Genomic DNA, 18,396 nt, shown 5'->3' with positions numbered 1-18,396 from the left:
AATAATTGCCATTTAAAAACATAAAAATATTATACTTATAAAAAATAAAACTGCTTTTTTAAAAATTTCGTATATGTTTAATATCATAAATATTTATTATTAAATATTAAACGAAACGTTTTTTAAACAAATTTGAATATATTTATATTACATACTATTTTCGATATAATTAACGCATACTAAAATTAATAAAATATGGATATCGTCTTATGGAGCAGAATCCACAATCACAACTTAAATTACTAGTTACCCATGGAAAAGAACAAGGATATTTAACCTATACTGAAGTTCATGACCATCTTCCAAATGATATTATTAATTCAGATCAAATAGAAGATATTATACAAATGATTAATGATATGGGTATTCAAGTAGTAGAAGAAGCACCGGACGCCGATGATCTTATACTTCAAGAAATACGAAATACAGATGCAGACGAAGATGCAGTAGAAGCAGCGGCACAAGTATTGTCTAACGTAGAGTCCGAATTAGGACGCACTACTGATCCTGTTCGAATGTATATGCGTGAAATGGGTACAGTTGAATTATTAACTCGAGAAGGTGAAATCGACATAGCTAAAAGAATAGAAGATGGAATTAATCAAGTTCAATGTTCTGTAGCCGAATATCCTGAAACTATTACTTATTTACTTTCACAATATACTCGAGTAGAACTAGGAGAATTAAAATTAACCGACTTAATTAATGGATTTATAGATCCTAATTTAGAAGAAGTATTCTCACCTATTTCTCATAATATAGGATCTGAATTTATAGAAGAAGGAAATATTCATAATAACGATGACGAACATTTAGATGAAAATAATGAAAGTGATCACCAAGTCGATCCAGAACTAGCTCGAGAAAAATTTATTGAATTAAAAAATCAATATGTCATAACAAATAATACAATAAAACGTAAAAATAGAAATCATCATGATTCCTTAATTGAAATTCATAATTTATCAGAAATATTTAGACAATTTAAATTAGTTCCAAAGCAATTTGATTATTTAGTTAAAAATATGCAACATATGATGAAACAAGTGCGAATACAAGAAAAACTCATAATGAAACTATGCTTGGAACATTGTAACATTCCAAAAAAAATTTTTTTAAAATTTTTTATAGGAAAAAAAATTAAAAACATATGGATTCAGCTATCCAAGCATAAAAAGCAACCATGGTTTGAAAAATTAAATGAAATAAAAGAAGAGCTTAATGTTGTTTTAAACAAACTCAATAATGTTGAACAAAAAACAGGATTAACTATTGAACAAGTAAAAGATATAAATAAAAGAATGTCTATCGGAGAAGCAAAAGCTAAAAAAGCAAAAAAAGAAATGGTGGAAGCTAATTTAAGATTAGTCATTTCAATTGCGAAGAAATATACAAATAGAGGGTTACAATTTTTGGATTTAATCCAAGAAGGCAATATAGGACTTATGAAAGCTGTAGATAAATTTGAATATCGAAGAGGATATAAATTTTCAACATACGCAACTTGGTGGATACGACAAGCAATTACACGATCCATTGCAGACCAAGCGAGAACTATTAGAATACCAGTGCATATGATTGAAACTATTAATAAATTAAATAGAATTTCCAGACAAATATTACAAACAGTTGGTCGGGAACCTACACCTGAAGAATTATCAGAACGTATGTCAATCCCAGAAGAAAAAATACGAAAAATATTAAAAATAGCAAAAGAACCTATATCTATGGAAACACCTATTGGAGAAGATGACGATTCTCATTTAGGAGATTTTATAGAAGATACTTCATTAGAACTACCATTAGATTCGGCTACTGCAGAAAGCTTACGGTCAGCTACACATGATGTTTTGTCTGGACTAACAGCACGAGAAGCTAAAGTACTCCGTATGAGATTTGGAATTGATATGAATACAGATCATACTTTGGAAGAAGTAGGAAAACAATTCGACGTTACTCGAGAAAGAATACGTCAAATAGAAGCTAAAGCACTACGAAAATTACGACATCCTAGTCGATCAGAAATACTACGTAGTTTTTTAGATGAATAAAACTTAAACGTCATTATAAAACTTAAGAAAGCTTCCTATTAAAAAGGAAGCTTTAATATCTAAATCTAGGTAAAACATATTTTAAAATATTGTTAACTTAATTTATATATAATATACTAGATATAAAAACTAAAATAATATTAATTATTTAACTTAATAATTTTTAAAAACATTATATTTTTTGTAATAGCATATGTTCGTATAAAATACTTTATAATAAATCATAATATAATTATCAAATAAGATTAGAAATAACTTTTTATACAGTAAAATAATTATTTATTATTTACTAGAAACGTTTGCTATTTTAGTAGAAATTTAATTAACAATACTATTAGGAGGTACAGAAATTAATACAATAGAACCTGAACTAATTATTGATCTAGATCCTATTTCAATATCTCCTAATATTTTAACTCCTGATCCTATAAATACCTCTTTTCTAATTATTGGATAATTAATAAAATTATCTTTCTTAATATTATTTAATTTAGTTGACCTAAAATTAGACATATTACTTCTTATAATAGTTGCGTTCGAAATAGAAATCCCTGTAGCGTTATCTAATATAACTTTATTTTCTATTTGAACAGCAGGATGAATGTCTACTGAAAAAATAGCTGAAATACAACTTTGAAAATATATAGCTAATTCTTGTCTCTGATTATTCCATAAATGATGACATACTCGATACGCTTGTAATGCATGAAAACCTTTAAAATATAAAAATGGAATTGAATAACATTTTATTTCAGGATAATTATGATATATTGATTGAACATCTTTAATTGCTGATAGTACAATTGCATTATTAGAAATATATACATTATTTATAATATCTCTAATAAAAATAGAAGAAACAACATTATTTCCTAACTTGCTTGATAAAATATAACTCAATGCTGAAGTAAAATCTCTATGATTTAATATATAAGAATAATAAAAACTAACCAATACCGGTTCTTGATTAATTAATATTTGTGCTTCGGATAAAATTTGATTCCATATTAATTTTACTTCCTCAGAAAACATTTTTTCTCCTAATACAGAAAATATTGTATTGTAAAATAAAAATAATTTTTAAATTTAACTATTTACAAAAAGTTTTTAATTATTATCTATATAATTTTAAATAACACATTCATTATCAATAAACTTATTTAAATATATGTAATAATCAATAATTTTTTATTATTTTACTATAAAAGTTTTATAATTCTTATTATATGTATTTATCTAAGCTACTATTTACTTTATAAATACCTATATAGTTAATAATTATATATTTTAATGAAAATAATAATAAAATCTATAATATTTTCATTAAATTATTAAAATTAGCTACATATTAAAATGAAATATTATAAAAAAATATAAAATATGTTATAAAATTATTTATATTCAATATGTTATCCTAATATATTTCGTTTTCATCTAATTCTTTTTTAAATTTATTAATAGCTTCTTGAACTTGATAAAATGAAACTCCTCCTTTTACATTTCTTTTTTCGAAAATCGATTCTAACTTCAAATGTCCATATATATCACTATCAATATAATTACAATATTTTTTTAGCACATCTAAATGTAATTTTTCTAATGATACATTTTGTTTTACTGCTTCTAATACTATTTTCCCAGTAATACAATGAGCATCACGAAATGCTACACCTTTCTTAACTAAATAATCGGCTAATTCAGTAGAATTAGCGTAACTTTTTTTCGCTGCTTCTAAACACACAGTATGATTAATCTCTAAATTTTTTAAAATCAAAGTAGACATTAACAAACAATTTTCCCAAGTATCTAGAGAATCAAATAAGCCTTCTTTATCCTCTTGCATATCTTTATTATAAGACAAAGGTAATCCTTTAAGAATCACTAAGATGCTAACTAAAAAACCAAATACTCTTCCCGATTTAGACCTAATAAGTTCTAAAGAATCTGGATTTTTCTTTTGAGGCATAAGAGAAGAACCTGAAGTAATTGAATCAGATAACACTATAAAATTTGATTCAGAAGAATTAAAAAAAATTAAATCTTCTGAAAATCTAGATAAATGAACCATTCCAATAGATGCTACTGAAGCTAACTCAATAACATAATCACGATCTGATACACTATCTAAACTGTTATCCGTTGCTGATAAAAATCCCATTTCTTCAGCTAACTTTTCACGATCAATATTCCAAGAAGTACCAGAAAGAGCTCCAGAACCTAATGGACTAACGTTTAATCTTTTTAATGCATCTTTTACGCGATCGGTATCTCGATTTAACATTGCCACATAAGCTAAGCACCAAAAAGCAAAAGTAATAGGTTGTGCTCTTTGTAAATGTGTATATCCCGGCATAATAGATTTTTGATTTTTTTCAGCAATTTCTATAAGAACTATTTTAAACTCTCGTATTCGTTTTAATAAAATCTTAATCTTATGTTTACACCATAATCTTAAATCAGTAGTTACTTGATCATTTCTACTTCGTCCAGTATGTAATTTTTTTCCAGTTACTCCTACAATTTTAATTAATTCTTTTTCTATCCAGCTATGAACATCCTCTGAATCATTATTCAATAATAAATTAGGATTTTTAATAATGTTTTTTAATAAAATATTTAAAGATGATTCAATTTTTTTTTGTTCATCTACCGTTAATACATCAGCATCTAAGAGTGATTTTGACCAAGCTATAGAGGAAAAAATATCTTGTTCTGCTAATTTATAATCCACATTCAAAGAAGAATTAAAATTCTTAAAAAATGAATTAAGTTTATGTACAAATCTTCCTCCCCACAACATTTTATATCTACTCCACTAATTATATTAACAACTATGATTTTATTTTCGATATATTTCTCAACGAGGGTTATTATTCATTGCTCGTATTTTAGAAGGCAAAGAAAACAATTTTATAAATCCATGTGCATCAGATTGATGGTATACATTATCCGAACCAAATGTAACAAATTCTTTAGAATATAAAGAATTAGGCGAATATTTTTGAATAGGATTAACTACTCCTTTATATAGTTCTAATACGACTTCTCCATTTAACTCTGAAGATAATTCAGTTGCTGATGCTTGAATAGATTTTCGAATAGGACTAAACCAATTTCCATTATAAATTACATATGACATTTCTAATCCAAGTGTTTGTCTCCATTTAAAACTCTCTCTATCTAATACTAATTGTTCAATAGCACGTAATGCATTAAATATTATTGTCCCTCCTGGAGTTTCATAACATCCTCTAGATTTCATTCCTACCAAACGATTTTCAATAATATCAACACGACCAATTCCATGTTTTGATCCTATTAAATTTAATTCACTTAAACATTGAAACGGAGTTAAACGAACGCTATTTACTGCTATTACACATCCATTTTTTATTTTTAAAGAAACAATATCTGATTCATCAGGCGCATTTTTAGGGTCTACAGTCCATACCCAGCAATCTTTTTTAGATCGATTCCATGGACTTTCGAGAATTCCGCCTTCCGTTGAAATATGCCAAGCATTTTCATCCCTACTATAAATTTTTTCGATAGTAGCTGTTGTTTTTATATTTCTTTTTTTTAAATATAATAATAATTCTTCACGTGAACGTAAATTCCACTCCCTCCAAGGAGCAATAACTTTTAATTGAGGTGCTAATGCAGCATACGTAGTTTCAAACCTAACTTGATCATTTCCTTTTCCAGTAGCTCCATGACATAAACCATCGGCTCCTAACTTTAGTGCAATTTCTACTTGAGCTTTGGCTATAATTGGTCGAGCTAATGCTGTACCTAATAAATAACTTCCTTCATACAACGCTCCAGTCTGCAATGTTGGATAAACATAATGTTGTATAAATTCTTCTTTCAAATCAACAATAATGCACTGAGACGCTCCAGATTGCAGCGCTTTTTCTTCAATATTGTCTAAATCATTACGCGACTGTCCTACATCAGCAACAAATGCGACTACATCAGAGCTATAATTTTCTTTAATCCAAGGAATAATAGCTGATGTATCTAATCCGCCTGAATAAGCTAATATTACTTTATTAATACCTTTATTACTAAACATTATAAACCTTAATATTAATATGTTATTAATATAAACTAAATTATTAAAAATATATTATAAAAATACATTAAAGTATAAACTTTACTTATCATGCCAAAATAACAATTTTAAATCTAAAAAATAAAACGTTTTGTCAATAATAATTCATTAACAAAAACTTTACAAATACATTTCTAAACTAAATTTTTCATCAAACTTAATATTTTAGAAAATATTATTAACTTTCATATTCACTAAATAAAATATAAATATTGATCTGGAAATATTTACTTTTTATCATTATTAAAAGCGTTAACTCTTATTCCTAATACACGACAAATAGGAATTACTAACTCTGATTTGTTTAAAGTATAAAAATGAAATTTTCTTACTCCTTCTTTGTAAAGTACTTTAACAATGTCCATTGCTATACTTGCTCCTATAATTTTTATAGTTTCATAATCATCTTCTAATCCATCAAACATATGATAAATCCAATTTGGAATAACTACATTACTCATTTTAGAAAAATGGCATAACTGCTTAAAATTAATAATAGGGAAAATACCCGGAACAATATCTATAGTAATACCATTACTTACACACAAATCTCTAAATTTTAAAAAATGATTAACACTGAAAAAAAATTGAGTAATTGCACGATTTGCACCACAATCAATTTTAGTCTTCAAACTAATTAAATCATCATTCGCACTACGAGACTCAGGATGTACTTCTGGATAAGCAGCAACAGATATATCAAAGTTAGCGACATCTTTTAATAATTTTACTAAATCAGAAGCATACATTTTAGGTTTGTCTTTACTACTTTTAATATCTCCTCTTAAAGCTACAATATGACGAATACCATTGTTCCAATATGTTTTTGCAATTTGTTTTAATTCTTCTTTAGTAAAATCAATACAAGTAAGATGAGGAGCTGTTTCAATCTTTGTGTTATTTTGAACTTCTCGAACAACATCATATGTACGATTTTTTTCTCCTGAAAAAGCACCACATGTCACTGAAAAAAAAATAGGATTTAATAATTTCAACTGATTAACTGTATTCCAAAAATTACTTTGTATAATTTGATTTTTGGGAGGAAATAATTCAAATGAAATATCAACCTTTTCATGAAAATTTACCAAATATTCATTAAGAATTTCATGATAGCATTTATTTAATAAAGTCACGTTATAATTCCTTTTAGAACAAAAATAATTAAAATTAACAATTTTACATCATTTAAATTTTTAAAATAATATAAAAATAATAACAAACTTTTAAAAATTATTTCTTTAATAATATTATAATATATAATATATAATAAAAATTAGAATATCTCTTAATAATTTATAGAAGAAAATAATGTACTATATTTAAAACTATATTATTAAGATAAATATCAATATAATTTTATAATTGATTTAAAACAAGTTTTCATACACTATCTCAGTTTAATTTATTAATTTTAATAATAATATTAAATACAATATAATATGACACGCAAAGAACAATCATTAAAAAGATTCCATACATTTAAAATTAACGAATATGCCAAAAAAATTATCATAATCAGAAATATAAATACTCTTATTAAAATATGGAAAACATGCAAAAAAAAAGAAATATCTTTTTTAATTTTAGGAGAAGGTAGTAATACGCTATTTTCTAAATATTATAATGGAATTGTAGCTATTAATAAAATAAAAGGAATAAAAATTACAGAAACTAGAAAAAATTGGTTAATATATGCAAAAGGAGGAGTAAAATGGCACAATTTAGTTACACATACACTTAATGTAGGAATTTATGGCTTAGAAAATTTAGCTTTTATTCCTGGAACAGTAGGAGCAGCACCAATTCAAAATATAGGAGCATATGGATTAGAATTTAAAGATATCTGTGACTATATTGAAATATTTTCTTTAACATATCGTAATGTAATCAAAATAAAAAACAAATATTGTATGTTTAAATATCGAGATAGTATTTTCAAAAATGCAAATTATTACAATTATATAATTTTAGCTGTTGGAATTAAATTACCAAAAAAATGGATACCAAACGTTTCTTATTTATCATTACAAAATTTAGATCGTAACAATTTAACTGCCTATACAATTTTCAATCATATTAAACGTATTAGAAATGAAAAATTTCCTAATTTAAATATAATAGGTCATGCTGGAAGTTTTTTTAAAAATCCTATAATTAATAAAAATTGTGCTAAAAAGTTATTATTTAAATATAAGAATTTACCTAACTATCCCGAAAGTAATAATAACATAAAAATCTCAGCAGGATGGTTAATTGAACAATGTCAACTCAAAGGATATTCTATTGGTGGGGCTCAAGTGTGTCAAAATCAAGCGTTAGTACTAATCAATAAATATAAAGCTACAGCAAAAGATGTACTAACTCTCGCAAACATAGTACAAAATAAAGTAAAACAAAAATTTAATATTTTTCTTGAATTAGAAATTAAAATTATTGAAAATAATAATATAAATTAATATTATTATCACACAAATATTAAAACTATAAAATGTCAATATTATTGTTAATAATTATATAAATTTAAAGAACATAAAATAATATCCAAAAACTAAATATTATTTTTGTTCATATATTGAATGTTATTAATCTCATGATTATAATTTTTAGTTATAATATAATCAGCATATTTTCTAGTTGGTAAAATATTTTCTTTTAGATTTCTATAGTTAGTATTGTACCAAATTTTGGTAGCCATGTTCATTGCATCTTTACAAGACATTTTAGAATAATAATTTAAAAAAGAATTAGAGTAAAATTTTGATATATATCTTAATTTTAAAAATCGAGTAAGATACCACTCCTTTAAAAATAAATAATCTGCATCAATATAAATTGAAAAATTCAAAAAATTTAACGAAATATAACGATTATTTTTTTTTATTCTATATAAAAGAGGATTTAGAATATGTAGACCTTCTACAATAAAAATATCCGATTTATATACAATTTTCTTAAAATTTGGAATAATATCATAAAAAAAATGTGAATATACGGGGATAGCTATATTGTTAACTCCTAATCTAATATCCAAAAAAAATTTTATCAATTGTTTCATGTTATACGTTTGAGGAAATCCTTTTTTTTCTATTAATCCTAATTCATATAAAATTTTATTAGAATATAAAAAGTTGTCAGTAGTAATAATAGAGATATTCTTAGTAACAAAAAAAGTTTTTAATACATCTTTAAACCACTTAGAAATAGTACTTTTTCCAACTGCTACACTCCCAGAAATTCCTATAATATAAGGAGTTTTATTGTTATGTTCAAAATTTTTTCTATATATTATATCATTATATAAAATATCTGTTACTAAATGACGAATAATGTACTTAAAATGTAAATATGAGTTAAGTATTTTCATAAAAAATTTAAATTTTATATTTTAATTAAAATTTTAAAATACTACTTTTAACTATAAACAACAATGTTTTATAAACTAAATATCTAAAGTAATATATTAAATTACGTATATAATACTTATTTTAAATAAACATTATTTTATGTAATTAATTATATCCTAAATTATAGTATCTAAGAATTTTATATTAATTTCTAATCGTTATAAAAATATAAAAACCAAAATAAATCAAAATAATATTATATTATTTAAAAATTTTTATTGCATAAAATTCAATCTATACGTAATATATTAATCGTTCAAGCCGGCTTAGCTCAATAGGCAGAGCAACTGACTTGTAATCAGTAGGTCACCAGTTCGATTCCGGTAGCCGGCAAAATATTAATAAATAAGGTGGGATTCCCGAGTGGTTAAAGGGAGCAGACTGTAAATCTGCCGTCATAGACTTCGAAGGTTCGAATCCTTCTCCCACCATAAAGTAAAAATTTTATATTGCGAACATCGTATAACGGATATTACCTCAGCCTTCCAAGCTGATGATGCGGGTTCGATTCCCGCTGCTCGCTAAAAACCGTATAAAAGCTGGTATAGCTCAGTTGATGAGAGCGCATCCTTGGTAAGGGTGAGGTCCCCAGTTTAACTCTGGGTATCAGCAAAACACCACTTTAACCTTTATTTTACAACAAAAATAAAAAATAAATATCTGAAATTTATATTTATAGTTTTTTTTATTATTTTCTATCTATAAAATACCGTTCATTTAAAAAATTTAGTTTATCATAATAAAATTCACATATATTTTATATAAACACTATCTAAATTCATTGAAATTAAAAATTATAAAAAAGTTATAATATATAAAATATTATTATTAAATCATAATTATTACACATCAAACTTGTATTATCATGTAATAACAACTTTATAACAGTTACGATTCATCACTTTTTAATATAAACATAATAAAATATAAACATTATAATCTACTTTGTATTTATTTTATAATAAATAAACGATTACATAAATTTTACGATTTAATTTCATGTAGTTAATATTTCAGGATAATACATGGCTAATATTATTAAATTTTGGAATAATCCTCGTACTATAGACATAATAAAATGGTTTAGTATAGGAATACTAGTAATGTCAGCATTAATACATTATTACTATATACATTTATCATTTATACTACATATAATAATAACAATATCTCTCATGACTTTAATTATAACAATTACTGCTTTAACAAAAAAAGGAAAAAAAATTATTTCATTAATTCATGAAGCAAAAAAAGAAATAAAGAAAATTACCTGGCCAAGTATGAAAGAAACATTTCATACAACTATTATTGTTATAATTGCAACTTTTATCATGTCTTTAACTTTATGGGGATTAGATAATATTTTAATCCGATTCGTGTCATTTGTAATTAGTTTAAGGATATAATATGTATAAGAACCAAAAAAAATGCTGGTATGTGCTGCAAGCATTTTCTGGTTTTGAAAGACGCGTAGCGCAATCAATACGTGAACATATTAAATTAAATAATATGGAAAATCTATTTGGAGATGTAATGGTTCCAACTGAAGAAGTTATAGAAATTAAGTCAGGACAAAGAAAGAAAAGTGAATATAAATTTTTTCCTGGATATGTATTAGTTCAAATGATCATGAACGATTCAAGTTGGCATTTAATTCGAAGCATACCTCGCGTATTAGGATTTATAGGAGGAACTTCAGATAAACCATCTCCAATTAGTAATAAAGAAGTCAACATAATCATTAATCGGCTTAAACAAATTGGAGATAAACCACGACCTAAAATACTATTTGAACCCGGAGAAATGGTTAGAGTTGATGATGGTCCATTTTCAGATTTTAATGGAATTGTAGAACAAGTAGATTATGAGAAAAATAGATTAAAAGTATCAGTATCTATATTTGGAAGATCTACTCCTGTAGAACTAGATTTTAGTCAAGTTAAAAAAAATTAACATTACGTATAATAATCGTATTAAACACTATTTTAAACTTATAAATTTAAAAATATAATATATAAGTTCCAAAGTAATATTTAATCATATATAATTTTTCTAATTTATATTATACTAATAATGTATTTTTATATATTTAAAAAATTTTGAATTTATATAGCTAATTATAAGGATCAATTATTATGGTAAAAAAAATACAATCTTATATTAAATTACAAGTCTCAGCAGGAATGGCTAATCCGAGTCCTCCAGTAGGGCCAGCTCTAGGACAAAAAGGTTTAAATATTATAGAATTTTGTAAATTATTTAATTCAAAAACCAATCATTTGGAAAAAGGATTGCCTATTCCAACTATAATTACTGTATATTCAGATCGATCATTTTCTTTTATTATTAAAACACCACCTGCTTCTATTTTATTAAAAAAAGCAGCTGGAATCAAATCAGGATCTTCTAAACCAAATACAGAAAAAGTAGGAGAAATAACTTATCAACAAATAATAGATATTGCTAAAATAAAAGAAGTTGATATGACAGGATCTAATATCGAAAATATGAGTAAATCTATTATAGGAACAGCTTATTCTATAGGTTTAACTGTGAAAAGGTAAATAAATGAAAAAACTTACTAAAAAAATGCAATTTATGCAAAATTTAGTTAATCATAAAAAAATCTATAATATTGAAGAAGGAATTATATTACTAAAAAAAATAGCAATTTCTAAATTTAATGAAAGTATAGATGCATCTATTAATTTAGGTATTAATCCTAAAAAAACTGATCAAAATATCCGAAGTAGTATTATATTACCTCATGGTATAGGAAAATCTATTACAATAGCTGTTTTTACCCAAGGAGATAACATCAATATTGCGAAAAACTGTGGTGCTGAACATGTAGGTCTTTATGATCTAATAGAACAAATACAAAATAAAAATATTAATTTTGATATTGCTATTGCTTCTTCTGATGTTATGAATGATGTAAACAAATTAGGACCAATATTAGGACCTAGAGGTTTAATGCCTAATCCAAAATTAGGAACAGTTACTAGTGACGTTGAAAATACAATAAAAAACATTAAACGTGGTCAAATAAACTATAAAAATGATAAAAATGGGATAATACATACTTCAATAGGGAAAATTAACTTTATAAATTCCAAAATAAAAGATAATTTAAACGCTTTATTAGAATCATTAAAAAAATTAAAACCTATAAATTTCAAAGGATTGTATATAAAAAAGATAACCCTTTCTACAACAATGAGCTTAGGTATAAAAATTAATTGTACTAATTTAAACTAAATTATAAAACTATTTTACTTTACGCTGAAACAAAAATTCTTTATAATAAAAAACCATTTCTAAAATTAACATATAAAATTGATAATTGTACTTTAAAATAAATTTAAACGATACTTTCTTTATACCATCTAAATCTTAAAATATACAATTATAATTACCTTATTACTATTCTAATCAACAAAAATTAAAATATTTGAAAATATATATATAGATACAACTATTAACTTTTCATCTTTAATATTTTAAAACAAAACAATTGTGATAATTTCAGTTAAGTTTAGGAGTACATAAATTAATGGCATTAAACCTCAAAAAAAAAAAGAGATTGTTTCTAAAATTAATAATACAACTAAAAACACGCTATCAATAGTAGTTGCTAATTTAAAAAATATTAAAGCAAATGAACTAACTAAATTGCGAATGTCAGCACAAAAAATAGGTGTAAAATTAGGTGTTTTTAAAAATAATTTAATAATTTTAGGTATTAAAAATACTAAATTTGAATGTTTAAAAGAACTATTACTAGGTCCAGTATTAATAGGATATTCTATAGATCATCCAAGAAGTGCTGCAAAATTATTTAAAGAATTTTCTAAAAGTAATATTAATTTTAAAATTATTGGAGCTGTTTTCGAAGAGAAAATACTGTCTTCAGAAAATATTAATATATTAGCAGATATACCTACATATGACGAAGCACTAAATCGTTTAATGATTATTATAAAAGAAACAACGTTAGGAAAATTAATGCGCGTTCTTATATCTATACGAGAACTAAAAAATAAAACATAGAATATAACCTACGTTTTTAAAAAAAAATATTTAATATTATTTTTTAAGTATTTATTAGGAATAAATGTTATGTCTATCACTAAAGAACAGATCTTAGAAGCTATATCAAAAATGTCGGTAACAAATATAATGGAATTAGTTTCTGATATGGAAAAAAAGTTTGGCGTTTCAGCTGCAACATCTGTAAATTCTATATCTTCTTCTGCTACAGAACCAATTGAAGAAAAAATAGAATTTGATGTTATTTTGAAATCTATTGGCGGAAATAAAGTATCAGTAATCAAAATTGTAAGAAGTTCTACTGGTTTAGGATTAAAACAAGCAAAGGATCTAGTAGAATCAGCTCCAACTATAATAAAAGAACGTATTACTAAAATAGAAGCAGAATCCTTAAAAAAGATGTTAGACGAAACTGGTGCTGAAACAGAAATTAAATAAAAATTTTAGACTATTAATTTAGTATTTATGCGTTAGTCACTGGTGATTCTAAATCACCAGTTTTTTTCCGTTCAAATATTTTACATTAAATTATCTTTAATGTTTCAAGCATTCTGTAGTCATTGCAATTACTTTATTATTTTCATTCTAATAGATATAAAATTCAAAAAAATTTTAAAAATAACTAAAATTGTTTTTAAAAATATAATAATCGGATAAAATGACTAATCAAGGAACTCTATGGTTTATTACTCTTACACTGAAAAAAAACGTATCCGAAAAGATTTTGGAAAACGTCCTCAAGTACTCAATGTACCATATCTTCTTTCCATTCAACTTGATTCATTCCAAAAGTTTATAAAGCAAGATTCAAATGGTTTACATGGATTAGAAGCAGCCTTTCGATCAATTTTTCCTATTTCTAGCTATAATGGTAGTTCTGAACTACAATATATAGAATATTATTTAGGTAATGCTAGTTTTGATGTAAAAGAATGTCAAATTCGAGGCACTACTTATTCAGCACCATTACGAGTTAAACTACGTCTAATCATTTACGAACGCGAAACGCTAGAAAAAACAATTAAAAGTATTAGAGAACAAGAAGTATACATGGGTGAAATCCCATTAATGACAAAAAATGGAACATTTATAATTAATGGAACTGAAAGAGTAGTAGTATCCCAATTACATCGTAGTCCAGGAGTATTTTTTGATAGTGATAAAGGTAAAACACATTCATCAGGAAAGGTGTTATATAATGCTCGTATTATTCCATATCGAGGATCATGGTTAGATTTTGAATTTGATCCAAAAGACAATTTATTTATACGTATTGATAGACGACGAAAATTACCTGTAAGCATCATATTAAGAGCTCTGAATTTTACTACAGAAGAAATTCTTGACATATTTTTTAAAAACAATACTTTTAATATATCTTCTAATAAGATATTAATGGAATTAATTCCGATAAGATTGCGCGGTGAAACTGCTACTTTTGACGTGATCTATAATAATAAAGTTTATATAAAAAAAGGTCAACGCATTACCGCTCGGCATATTCATTTTTTAACTATAGATAACGTTAAACGCATAGAAGTTCCAATAGAATATTTAATCGGAAAAATATCAGCAAAAAACTATTATGATAGTAAAACTAAAGATATCATATTAAAAGCTAATACTGAATTAAACGTTGAAATAATAAAAAAATTAAGGCTAAATAATTATTCTGAAATTAAAACAATATTCACTAATGATTTAGATCACGGTCCATATATTTCTGAAACATTGAAAATAGATTCTACTTATGATCGACCTAGTGCATTAATTGAAATTTATCGAATGATGCGACCTGGAGAACCTCCAACACGAGATGCTACAGAAGCATTATTTGAGAATTTGTTTTTTTCTGAAGAAAGATACGATCTTTCGTCTGTTGGTCGTATGAAATTTAATCGTTCCTTATTGAGAACAAATATAGAAGGAACAGGTATTTTAAGTAAATTAGATATAATTGATGTAATAAAAAAACTAATTGATATTAGAAATGGAAAGGGTGATATTGATGATATTGATCATTTAGGAAATAGACGAATAAGATCAGTAGGAGAAATGGCTGAAAATCAATTTAGAATAGGATTAATACGAGTCGAAAGAGCTGTAAAAGAAAGATTATCATTAGGTGATTTAGATACAATTATGCCTCAAGATATGATTAATGCTAAACCTATTTCAGCTGCTATAAAAGAATTTTTTGGATCTAGTCAATTATCACAATTTATGGATCAAAATAATCCATTATCAGAAATAACACACAAGCGTCGAATTTCTGCATTAGGATTAGGGGGATTAACTAGAGAACGAGCAGGATTTGAAGTAAGAGATGTACATCCAACACATTACGGTAGAGTTTGTCCAATAGAAACTCCAGAAGGACCTAATATTGGTTTAATTAATTCTTTATCTGTATATGCGAGAACTAACACCTATGGCTTTTTAGAAACGCCTTATCAAAAAGTTAAAAAAGGAACTATTACCAGCATAATAGAATATCTTTCTGCTATAGAAGAAGGAAATTTTGTTATTGCACAAGCTAATACTAATTTAGATAAACACGGGAATATAATTGACGATTTAGTCACATGCAGGCACAAAGGTGAATCTAGTTTATTTCATTCGCATCAAGTTAATTATATGGATATTTCTACTCAACAAATAGTTTCTGTAGGCGCTTCATTAATTCCATTCTTAGAACACGATGATGCTAATCGAGCTTTAATGGGAGCAAATATGCAAAGACAAGCTGTTCCTACACTTATATCAGAAAAACCTCTAATCGGAACGGGAATGGAACGTACTGTAGCTGTTGATTCAGGTGTAACGGAAATAGCTAGAAGGGGAGGAATTGTTCAATATATAGATGCATCTAGAATCATTATAAAAGTTAATCAAGAAGAAATGAATCCTGGAGAAGCAGGTATTGATATCTATAATCTTACAAAATATACTAGATCTAATCAAAATACATGTATTAATCAAATACCTTGTATTTCTTTAGGAGAAAAAATAGAAAAAGGAAATGTATTAGCAGATGGACCATCTACTGATTTAGGAGAACTAGCATTAGGGCAAAATATGCGTGTAGCTTTTATGCCTTGGAACGGATATAACTTTGAAGATTCTATTTTAGTATCAGAAAAAGTAGTACAAGAAGATAGATTCACTACAATTCACATTCAAGAATTAACTTGCATTTCTAGAGATACGAAACTAGGATCAGAAGAAATTACATCGGACATACCTAACGTAGGAGAATCTGCATTATCTAAATTAGACGAATCAGGAATTGTCTATATCGGAGCTGAAGTAAATGGAGGTGATATTTTAGTTGGAAAAGTTACTCCAAAAGGTGAAACACAATTAACACCAGAAGAAAAATTACTAAGAGCTATTTTTGGAGAAAAAGCTTCAGACGTTAAAGATTCATCTTTAAGAGTTCCTAATGGAGTATCCGGAACAGTTATTGATGTACAAGTATTTACTAGGGATGGAGTTGAAAAAGATAATAGAGCATTAAAAATTGAAAACATGCAACTTCAACAAGCTAAAAAAGATCTTACAGAAGAATTCAAAATATTTGAATTAAGTTTATTTAATCAAATTCAATCAGTGTTATTGTCATCAGGAATTAGTATAAACAATTTAAATCAACTTTCCAAAAAAGAATGGTTAAAAATTTCTGTAAACGATAAAAAAAATCAAAATCAATTAACACAATTGACCTTAAAATATAGCGATCTTAAAAAAGAATTTGAAAAAAAATTAGAAATTAAACATAAAAAAATTACTCAAGGAGATGATTTAACCCCTGGAGTATTAAAAATTATTAAAGTTTACTTAGCAGTAAAAAGACAAATTCAACCAGGTGATAAAATGGCTGGACGTCATGGAAACAAAGGAGTAATTTCAAAAATTAATCCTATAGAAGATATGCCATATGATCAAAACGGAATTCCTGTAGATATTGTACTAAATCCATTAGGAGTACCATCTAGAATGAATATTGGTCAAATTTTAGAAACTCATTTAGGATTAGCATCTAAAGGAATTGGAATTAAAATTGACAAAATGCTAAAAAATAATGATTCTATTAATAATATTCGAAATTTTATTCAAAAAGCTTTTGATTTAGGTGAACAAATTAGACAAAAAGTGAATCTAAGCGCTTTTTCTGATGACGAAATATTATGCTTAGCAAAAAATTTTAAAAATGGAATACCTATTGCAACACCTGTCTTCGACGGGGCAAGAGAAAACGAAATAAAAGATCTACTAAAACTAGCAAATTTACCAACTTCTGGGCAAATTACTCTTTTTGATGGACGAACTGGAGAAAAATTTGAAAGACCTGTCACTGTAGGATATATGTATATGCTAAAACTCAATCATTTAGTAGATGATAAAATGCATGCAAGATCTACTGGATCTTACAGTTTAGTAACTCAGCAACCTTTAGGAGGAAAAGCTCAATTTGGAGGTCAACGGTTTGGAGAAATGGAAGTATGGGCATTAGAAGCTTATGGCGCTGCTTATACTTTACAAGAAATGTTAACAGTAAAATCTGATGACGTCAATGGAAGAACTAAAATGTATAAGAATATAGTAGATGGAAATTATAAAATGGAACCAGGTATGCCTGAATCCTTTAATGTTTTATTAAAAGAAATTAGATCGTTAGGTATCAATATTGAATTAGAAAACGATTAATAACATAACAATATTTATTTTCTTAAAATTTCTTATTAACTAGTTTAGTTATCTTCAATTA

At 25.8% G+C, this 18,396-nt stretch carries 14 protein-coding genes and 4 tRNA genes; 13 read left to right on the top strand and 5 right to left on the bottom strand.

Features of this window, described 5'->3' with window-relative positions; genetic code table 11:
* Positions 1-209: 209 nt before the first annotated feature.
* Positions 210-2,051, top strand: a complete 1,842-nt coding sequence (gene rpoD / locus UAT33_00240) for an RNA polymerase sigma factor RpoD (protein XBC43895.1) — start codon at positions 210-212, stop codon at positions 2,049-2,051.
* 318 nt (positions 2,052-2,369) lie between these two features.
* On the opposite strand, the gene UAT33_00235 is transcribed toward rpoD, so the two are convergent.
* From UAT33_00235 to metF, 4 genes are all read right to left on the bottom strand, one after another.
* The gene (locus UAT33_00235; GenBank protein XBC43894.1) at positions 2,370-3,083 is read right to left on the bottom strand and encodes a serine acetyltransferase; all 714 of its coding nucleotides are present in this window, start codon (positions 3,081-3,083) and stop codon (positions 2,370-2,372) included.
* 382 nt (positions 3,084-3,465) lie between these two features.
* Complete coding sequence (gene argH, locus UAT33_00230; protein XBC43893.1) at positions 3,466-4,851, bottom strand: argininosuccinate lyase; 1,386 nt, start codon at positions 4,849-4,851, stop codon at positions 3,466-3,468.
* A gap of 57 nt (positions 4,852-4,908) precedes the next feature.
* Positions 4,909-6,126, bottom strand: coding sequence for an argininosuccinate synthase (locus tag UAT33_00225; protein ID XBC43892.1), 1,218 nt, complete (start codon positions 6,124-6,126; stop codon positions 4,909-4,911).
* Positions 6,127-6,392: 266 nt separating this feature from the next.
* On the bottom strand, positions 6,393-7,301 hold the full coding sequence (gene metF, locus UAT33_00220) for a methylenetetrahydrofolate reductase (GenBank protein XBC43891.1): 909 nt from the start codon (positions 7,299-7,301) through the stop codon (positions 6,393-6,395).
* A 306-nt stretch (positions 7,302-7,607) separates the two neighbouring features.
* Between metF and murB the strand changes: the two genes are divergently transcribed.
* Positions 7,608-8,624: a UDP-N-acetylmuramate dehydrogenase gene (gene murB, locus UAT33_00215; protein ID XBC43890.1), complete on the top strand. Its 1,017-nt coding sequence runs from the start codon at positions 7,608-7,610 to the stop codon at positions 8,622-8,624.
* Between the two features lie 92 nt (positions 8,625-8,716).
* On the opposite strand, the gene coaA is transcribed toward murB, so the two are convergent.
* A complete protein-coding gene (gene coaA, locus UAT33_00210; GenBank protein ID XBC43889.1) occupies positions 8,717-9,532 on the bottom strand; it encodes a type I pantothenate kinase in 816 nt (271 codons plus the stop codon).
* A 300-nt stretch (positions 9,533-9,832) separates the two neighbouring features.
* On the opposite strand from coaA, the gene UAT33_00205 reads away from it, so the two are divergent.
* The 11 genes from UAT33_00205 to rpoB all read left to right on the top strand — a co-directional run bounded on the left by UAT33_00205 (position 9,833) and on the right by rpoB (position 18,335).
* Positions 9,833-9,905, top strand: a tRNA-Thr gene (locus UAT33_00205).
* 16 nt (positions 9,906-9,921) lie between these two features.
* A tRNA-Tyr gene (locus UAT33_00200) sits at positions 9,922-10,003 on the top strand.
* Between the two features lie 20 nt (positions 10,004-10,023).
* Positions 10,024-10,095: transfer RNA gene (locus UAT33_00195), tRNA-Gly, on the top strand.
* A gap of 15 nt (positions 10,096-10,110) precedes the next feature.
* A tRNA-Thr gene (locus UAT33_00190) sits at positions 10,111-10,184 on the top strand.
* Positions 10,185-10,597: 413 nt separating this feature from the next.
* Positions 10,598-10,978, top strand: coding sequence for a preprotein translocase subunit SecE (secE, locus tag UAT33_00185; GenBank protein XBC43888.1), 381 nt, complete (start codon positions 10,598-10,600; stop codon positions 10,976-10,978).
* Position 10,979: 1 nt separating this feature from the next.
* Entirely contained in the window at positions 10,980-11,525 is a 546-nt protein-coding gene (gene nusG / locus UAT33_00180) for a transcription termination/antitermination protein NusG (protein XBC43887.1), read from the top strand.
* A gap of 182 nt (positions 11,526-11,707) precedes the next feature.
* Complete coding sequence (gene rplK / locus UAT33_00175) at positions 11,708-12,136, top strand: 50S ribosomal protein L11 (protein XBC43886.1); 429 nt, start codon at positions 11,708-11,710, stop codon at positions 12,134-12,136.
* 4 nt (positions 12,137-12,140) lie between these two features.
* Positions 12,141-12,833: a 50S ribosomal protein L1 gene (gene rplA / locus UAT33_00170; GenBank protein ID XBC43885.1), complete on the top strand. Its 693-nt coding sequence runs from the start codon at positions 12,141-12,143 to the stop codon at positions 12,831-12,833.
* Between the two features lie 291 nt (positions 12,834-13,124).
* Positions 13,125-13,625, top strand: coding sequence for a 50S ribosomal protein L10 (rplJ, locus tag UAT33_00165; protein ID XBC44125.1), 501 nt, complete (start codon positions 13,125-13,127; stop codon positions 13,623-13,625).
* A 69-nt stretch (positions 13,626-13,694) separates the two neighbouring features.
* Positions 13,695-14,063 (top strand): 50S ribosomal protein L7/L12, encoded by a 369-nt coding sequence (rplL, locus tag UAT33_00160; GenBank protein ID XBC43884.1) that lies wholly within the window; start codon positions 13,695-13,697, stop codon positions 14,061-14,063.
* Positions 14,064-14,303: 240 nt separating this feature from the next.
* On the top strand, positions 14,304-18,335 hold the full coding sequence (gene rpoB / locus UAT33_00155) for a DNA-directed RNA polymerase subunit beta (protein ID XBC43883.1): 4,032 nt from the start codon (positions 14,304-14,306) through the stop codon (positions 18,333-18,335).
* Positions 18,336-18,396 lie beyond the last annotated feature (61 nt).

This window comes from Buchnera aphidicola (Floraphis choui) (assembly GCA_039830045.1).
Taxonomy (GTDB): domain Bacteria; phylum Pseudomonadota; class Gammaproteobacteria; order Enterobacterales; family Enterobacteriaceae; genus Buchnera_B; species Buchnera_B aphidicola_AX.
Note: the sequence above shows the minus strand (reverse complement) of the source record. Positions and strands in the feature narration are given on the sequence as shown.

What these genes read in the sequence shown, in the direction of transcription:
- rpoD (XBC43895.1), top strand. Translation starts at nt 210, where the DNA reads ATGGAGCAGAATCCACAATCACAACTTAAATTACTAGTTACCCATGGA.
- argH (XBC43893.1), bottom strand. Translation starts at nt 4,851, where the DNA reads ATGTTGTGGGGAGGAAGATTTGTACATAAACTTAATTCATTTTTTAAG.
- murB (XBC43890.1), top strand. Translation starts at nt 7,608, where the DNA reads ATGACACGCAAAGAACAATCATTAAAAAGATTCCATACATTTAAAATT.
- rplK (XBC43886.1), top strand. Translation starts at nt 11,708, where the DNA reads ATGGTAAAAAAAATACAATCTTATATTAAATTACAAGTCTCAGCAGGA.
- coaA (XBC43889.1), bottom strand. Translation starts at nt 9,532, where the DNA reads ATGAAAATACTTAACTCATATTTACATTTTAAGTACATTATTCGTCAT.
- nusG (XBC43887.1), top strand. Translation starts at nt 10,980, where the DNA reads ATGTATAAGAACCAAAAAAAATGCTGGTATGTGCTGCAAGCATTTTCT.
- rplL (XBC43884.1), top strand. Translation starts at nt 13,695, where the DNA reads ATGTCTATCACTAAAGAACAGATCTTAGAAGCTATATCAAAAATGTCG.
- rpoB (XBC43883.1), top strand. Translation starts at nt 14,304, where the DNA reads ATGGTTTATTACTCTTACACTGAAAAAAAACGTATCCGAAAAGATTTT.
- rplA (XBC43885.1), top strand. Translation starts at nt 12,141, where the DNA reads ATGAAAAAACTTACTAAAAAAATGCAATTTATGCAAAATTTAGTTAAT.
- UAT33_00235 (XBC43894.1), bottom strand. Translation starts at nt 3,083, where the DNA reads ATGTTTTCTGAGGAAGTAAAATTAATATGGAATCAAATTTTATCCGAA.
- UAT33_00225 (XBC43892.1), bottom strand. Translation starts at nt 6,126, where the DNA reads ATGTTTAGTAATAAAGGTATTAATAAAGTAATATTAGCTTATTCAGGC.
- secE (XBC43888.1), top strand. Translation starts at nt 10,598, where the DNA reads ATGGCTAATATTATTAAATTTTGGAATAATCCTCGTACTATAGACATA.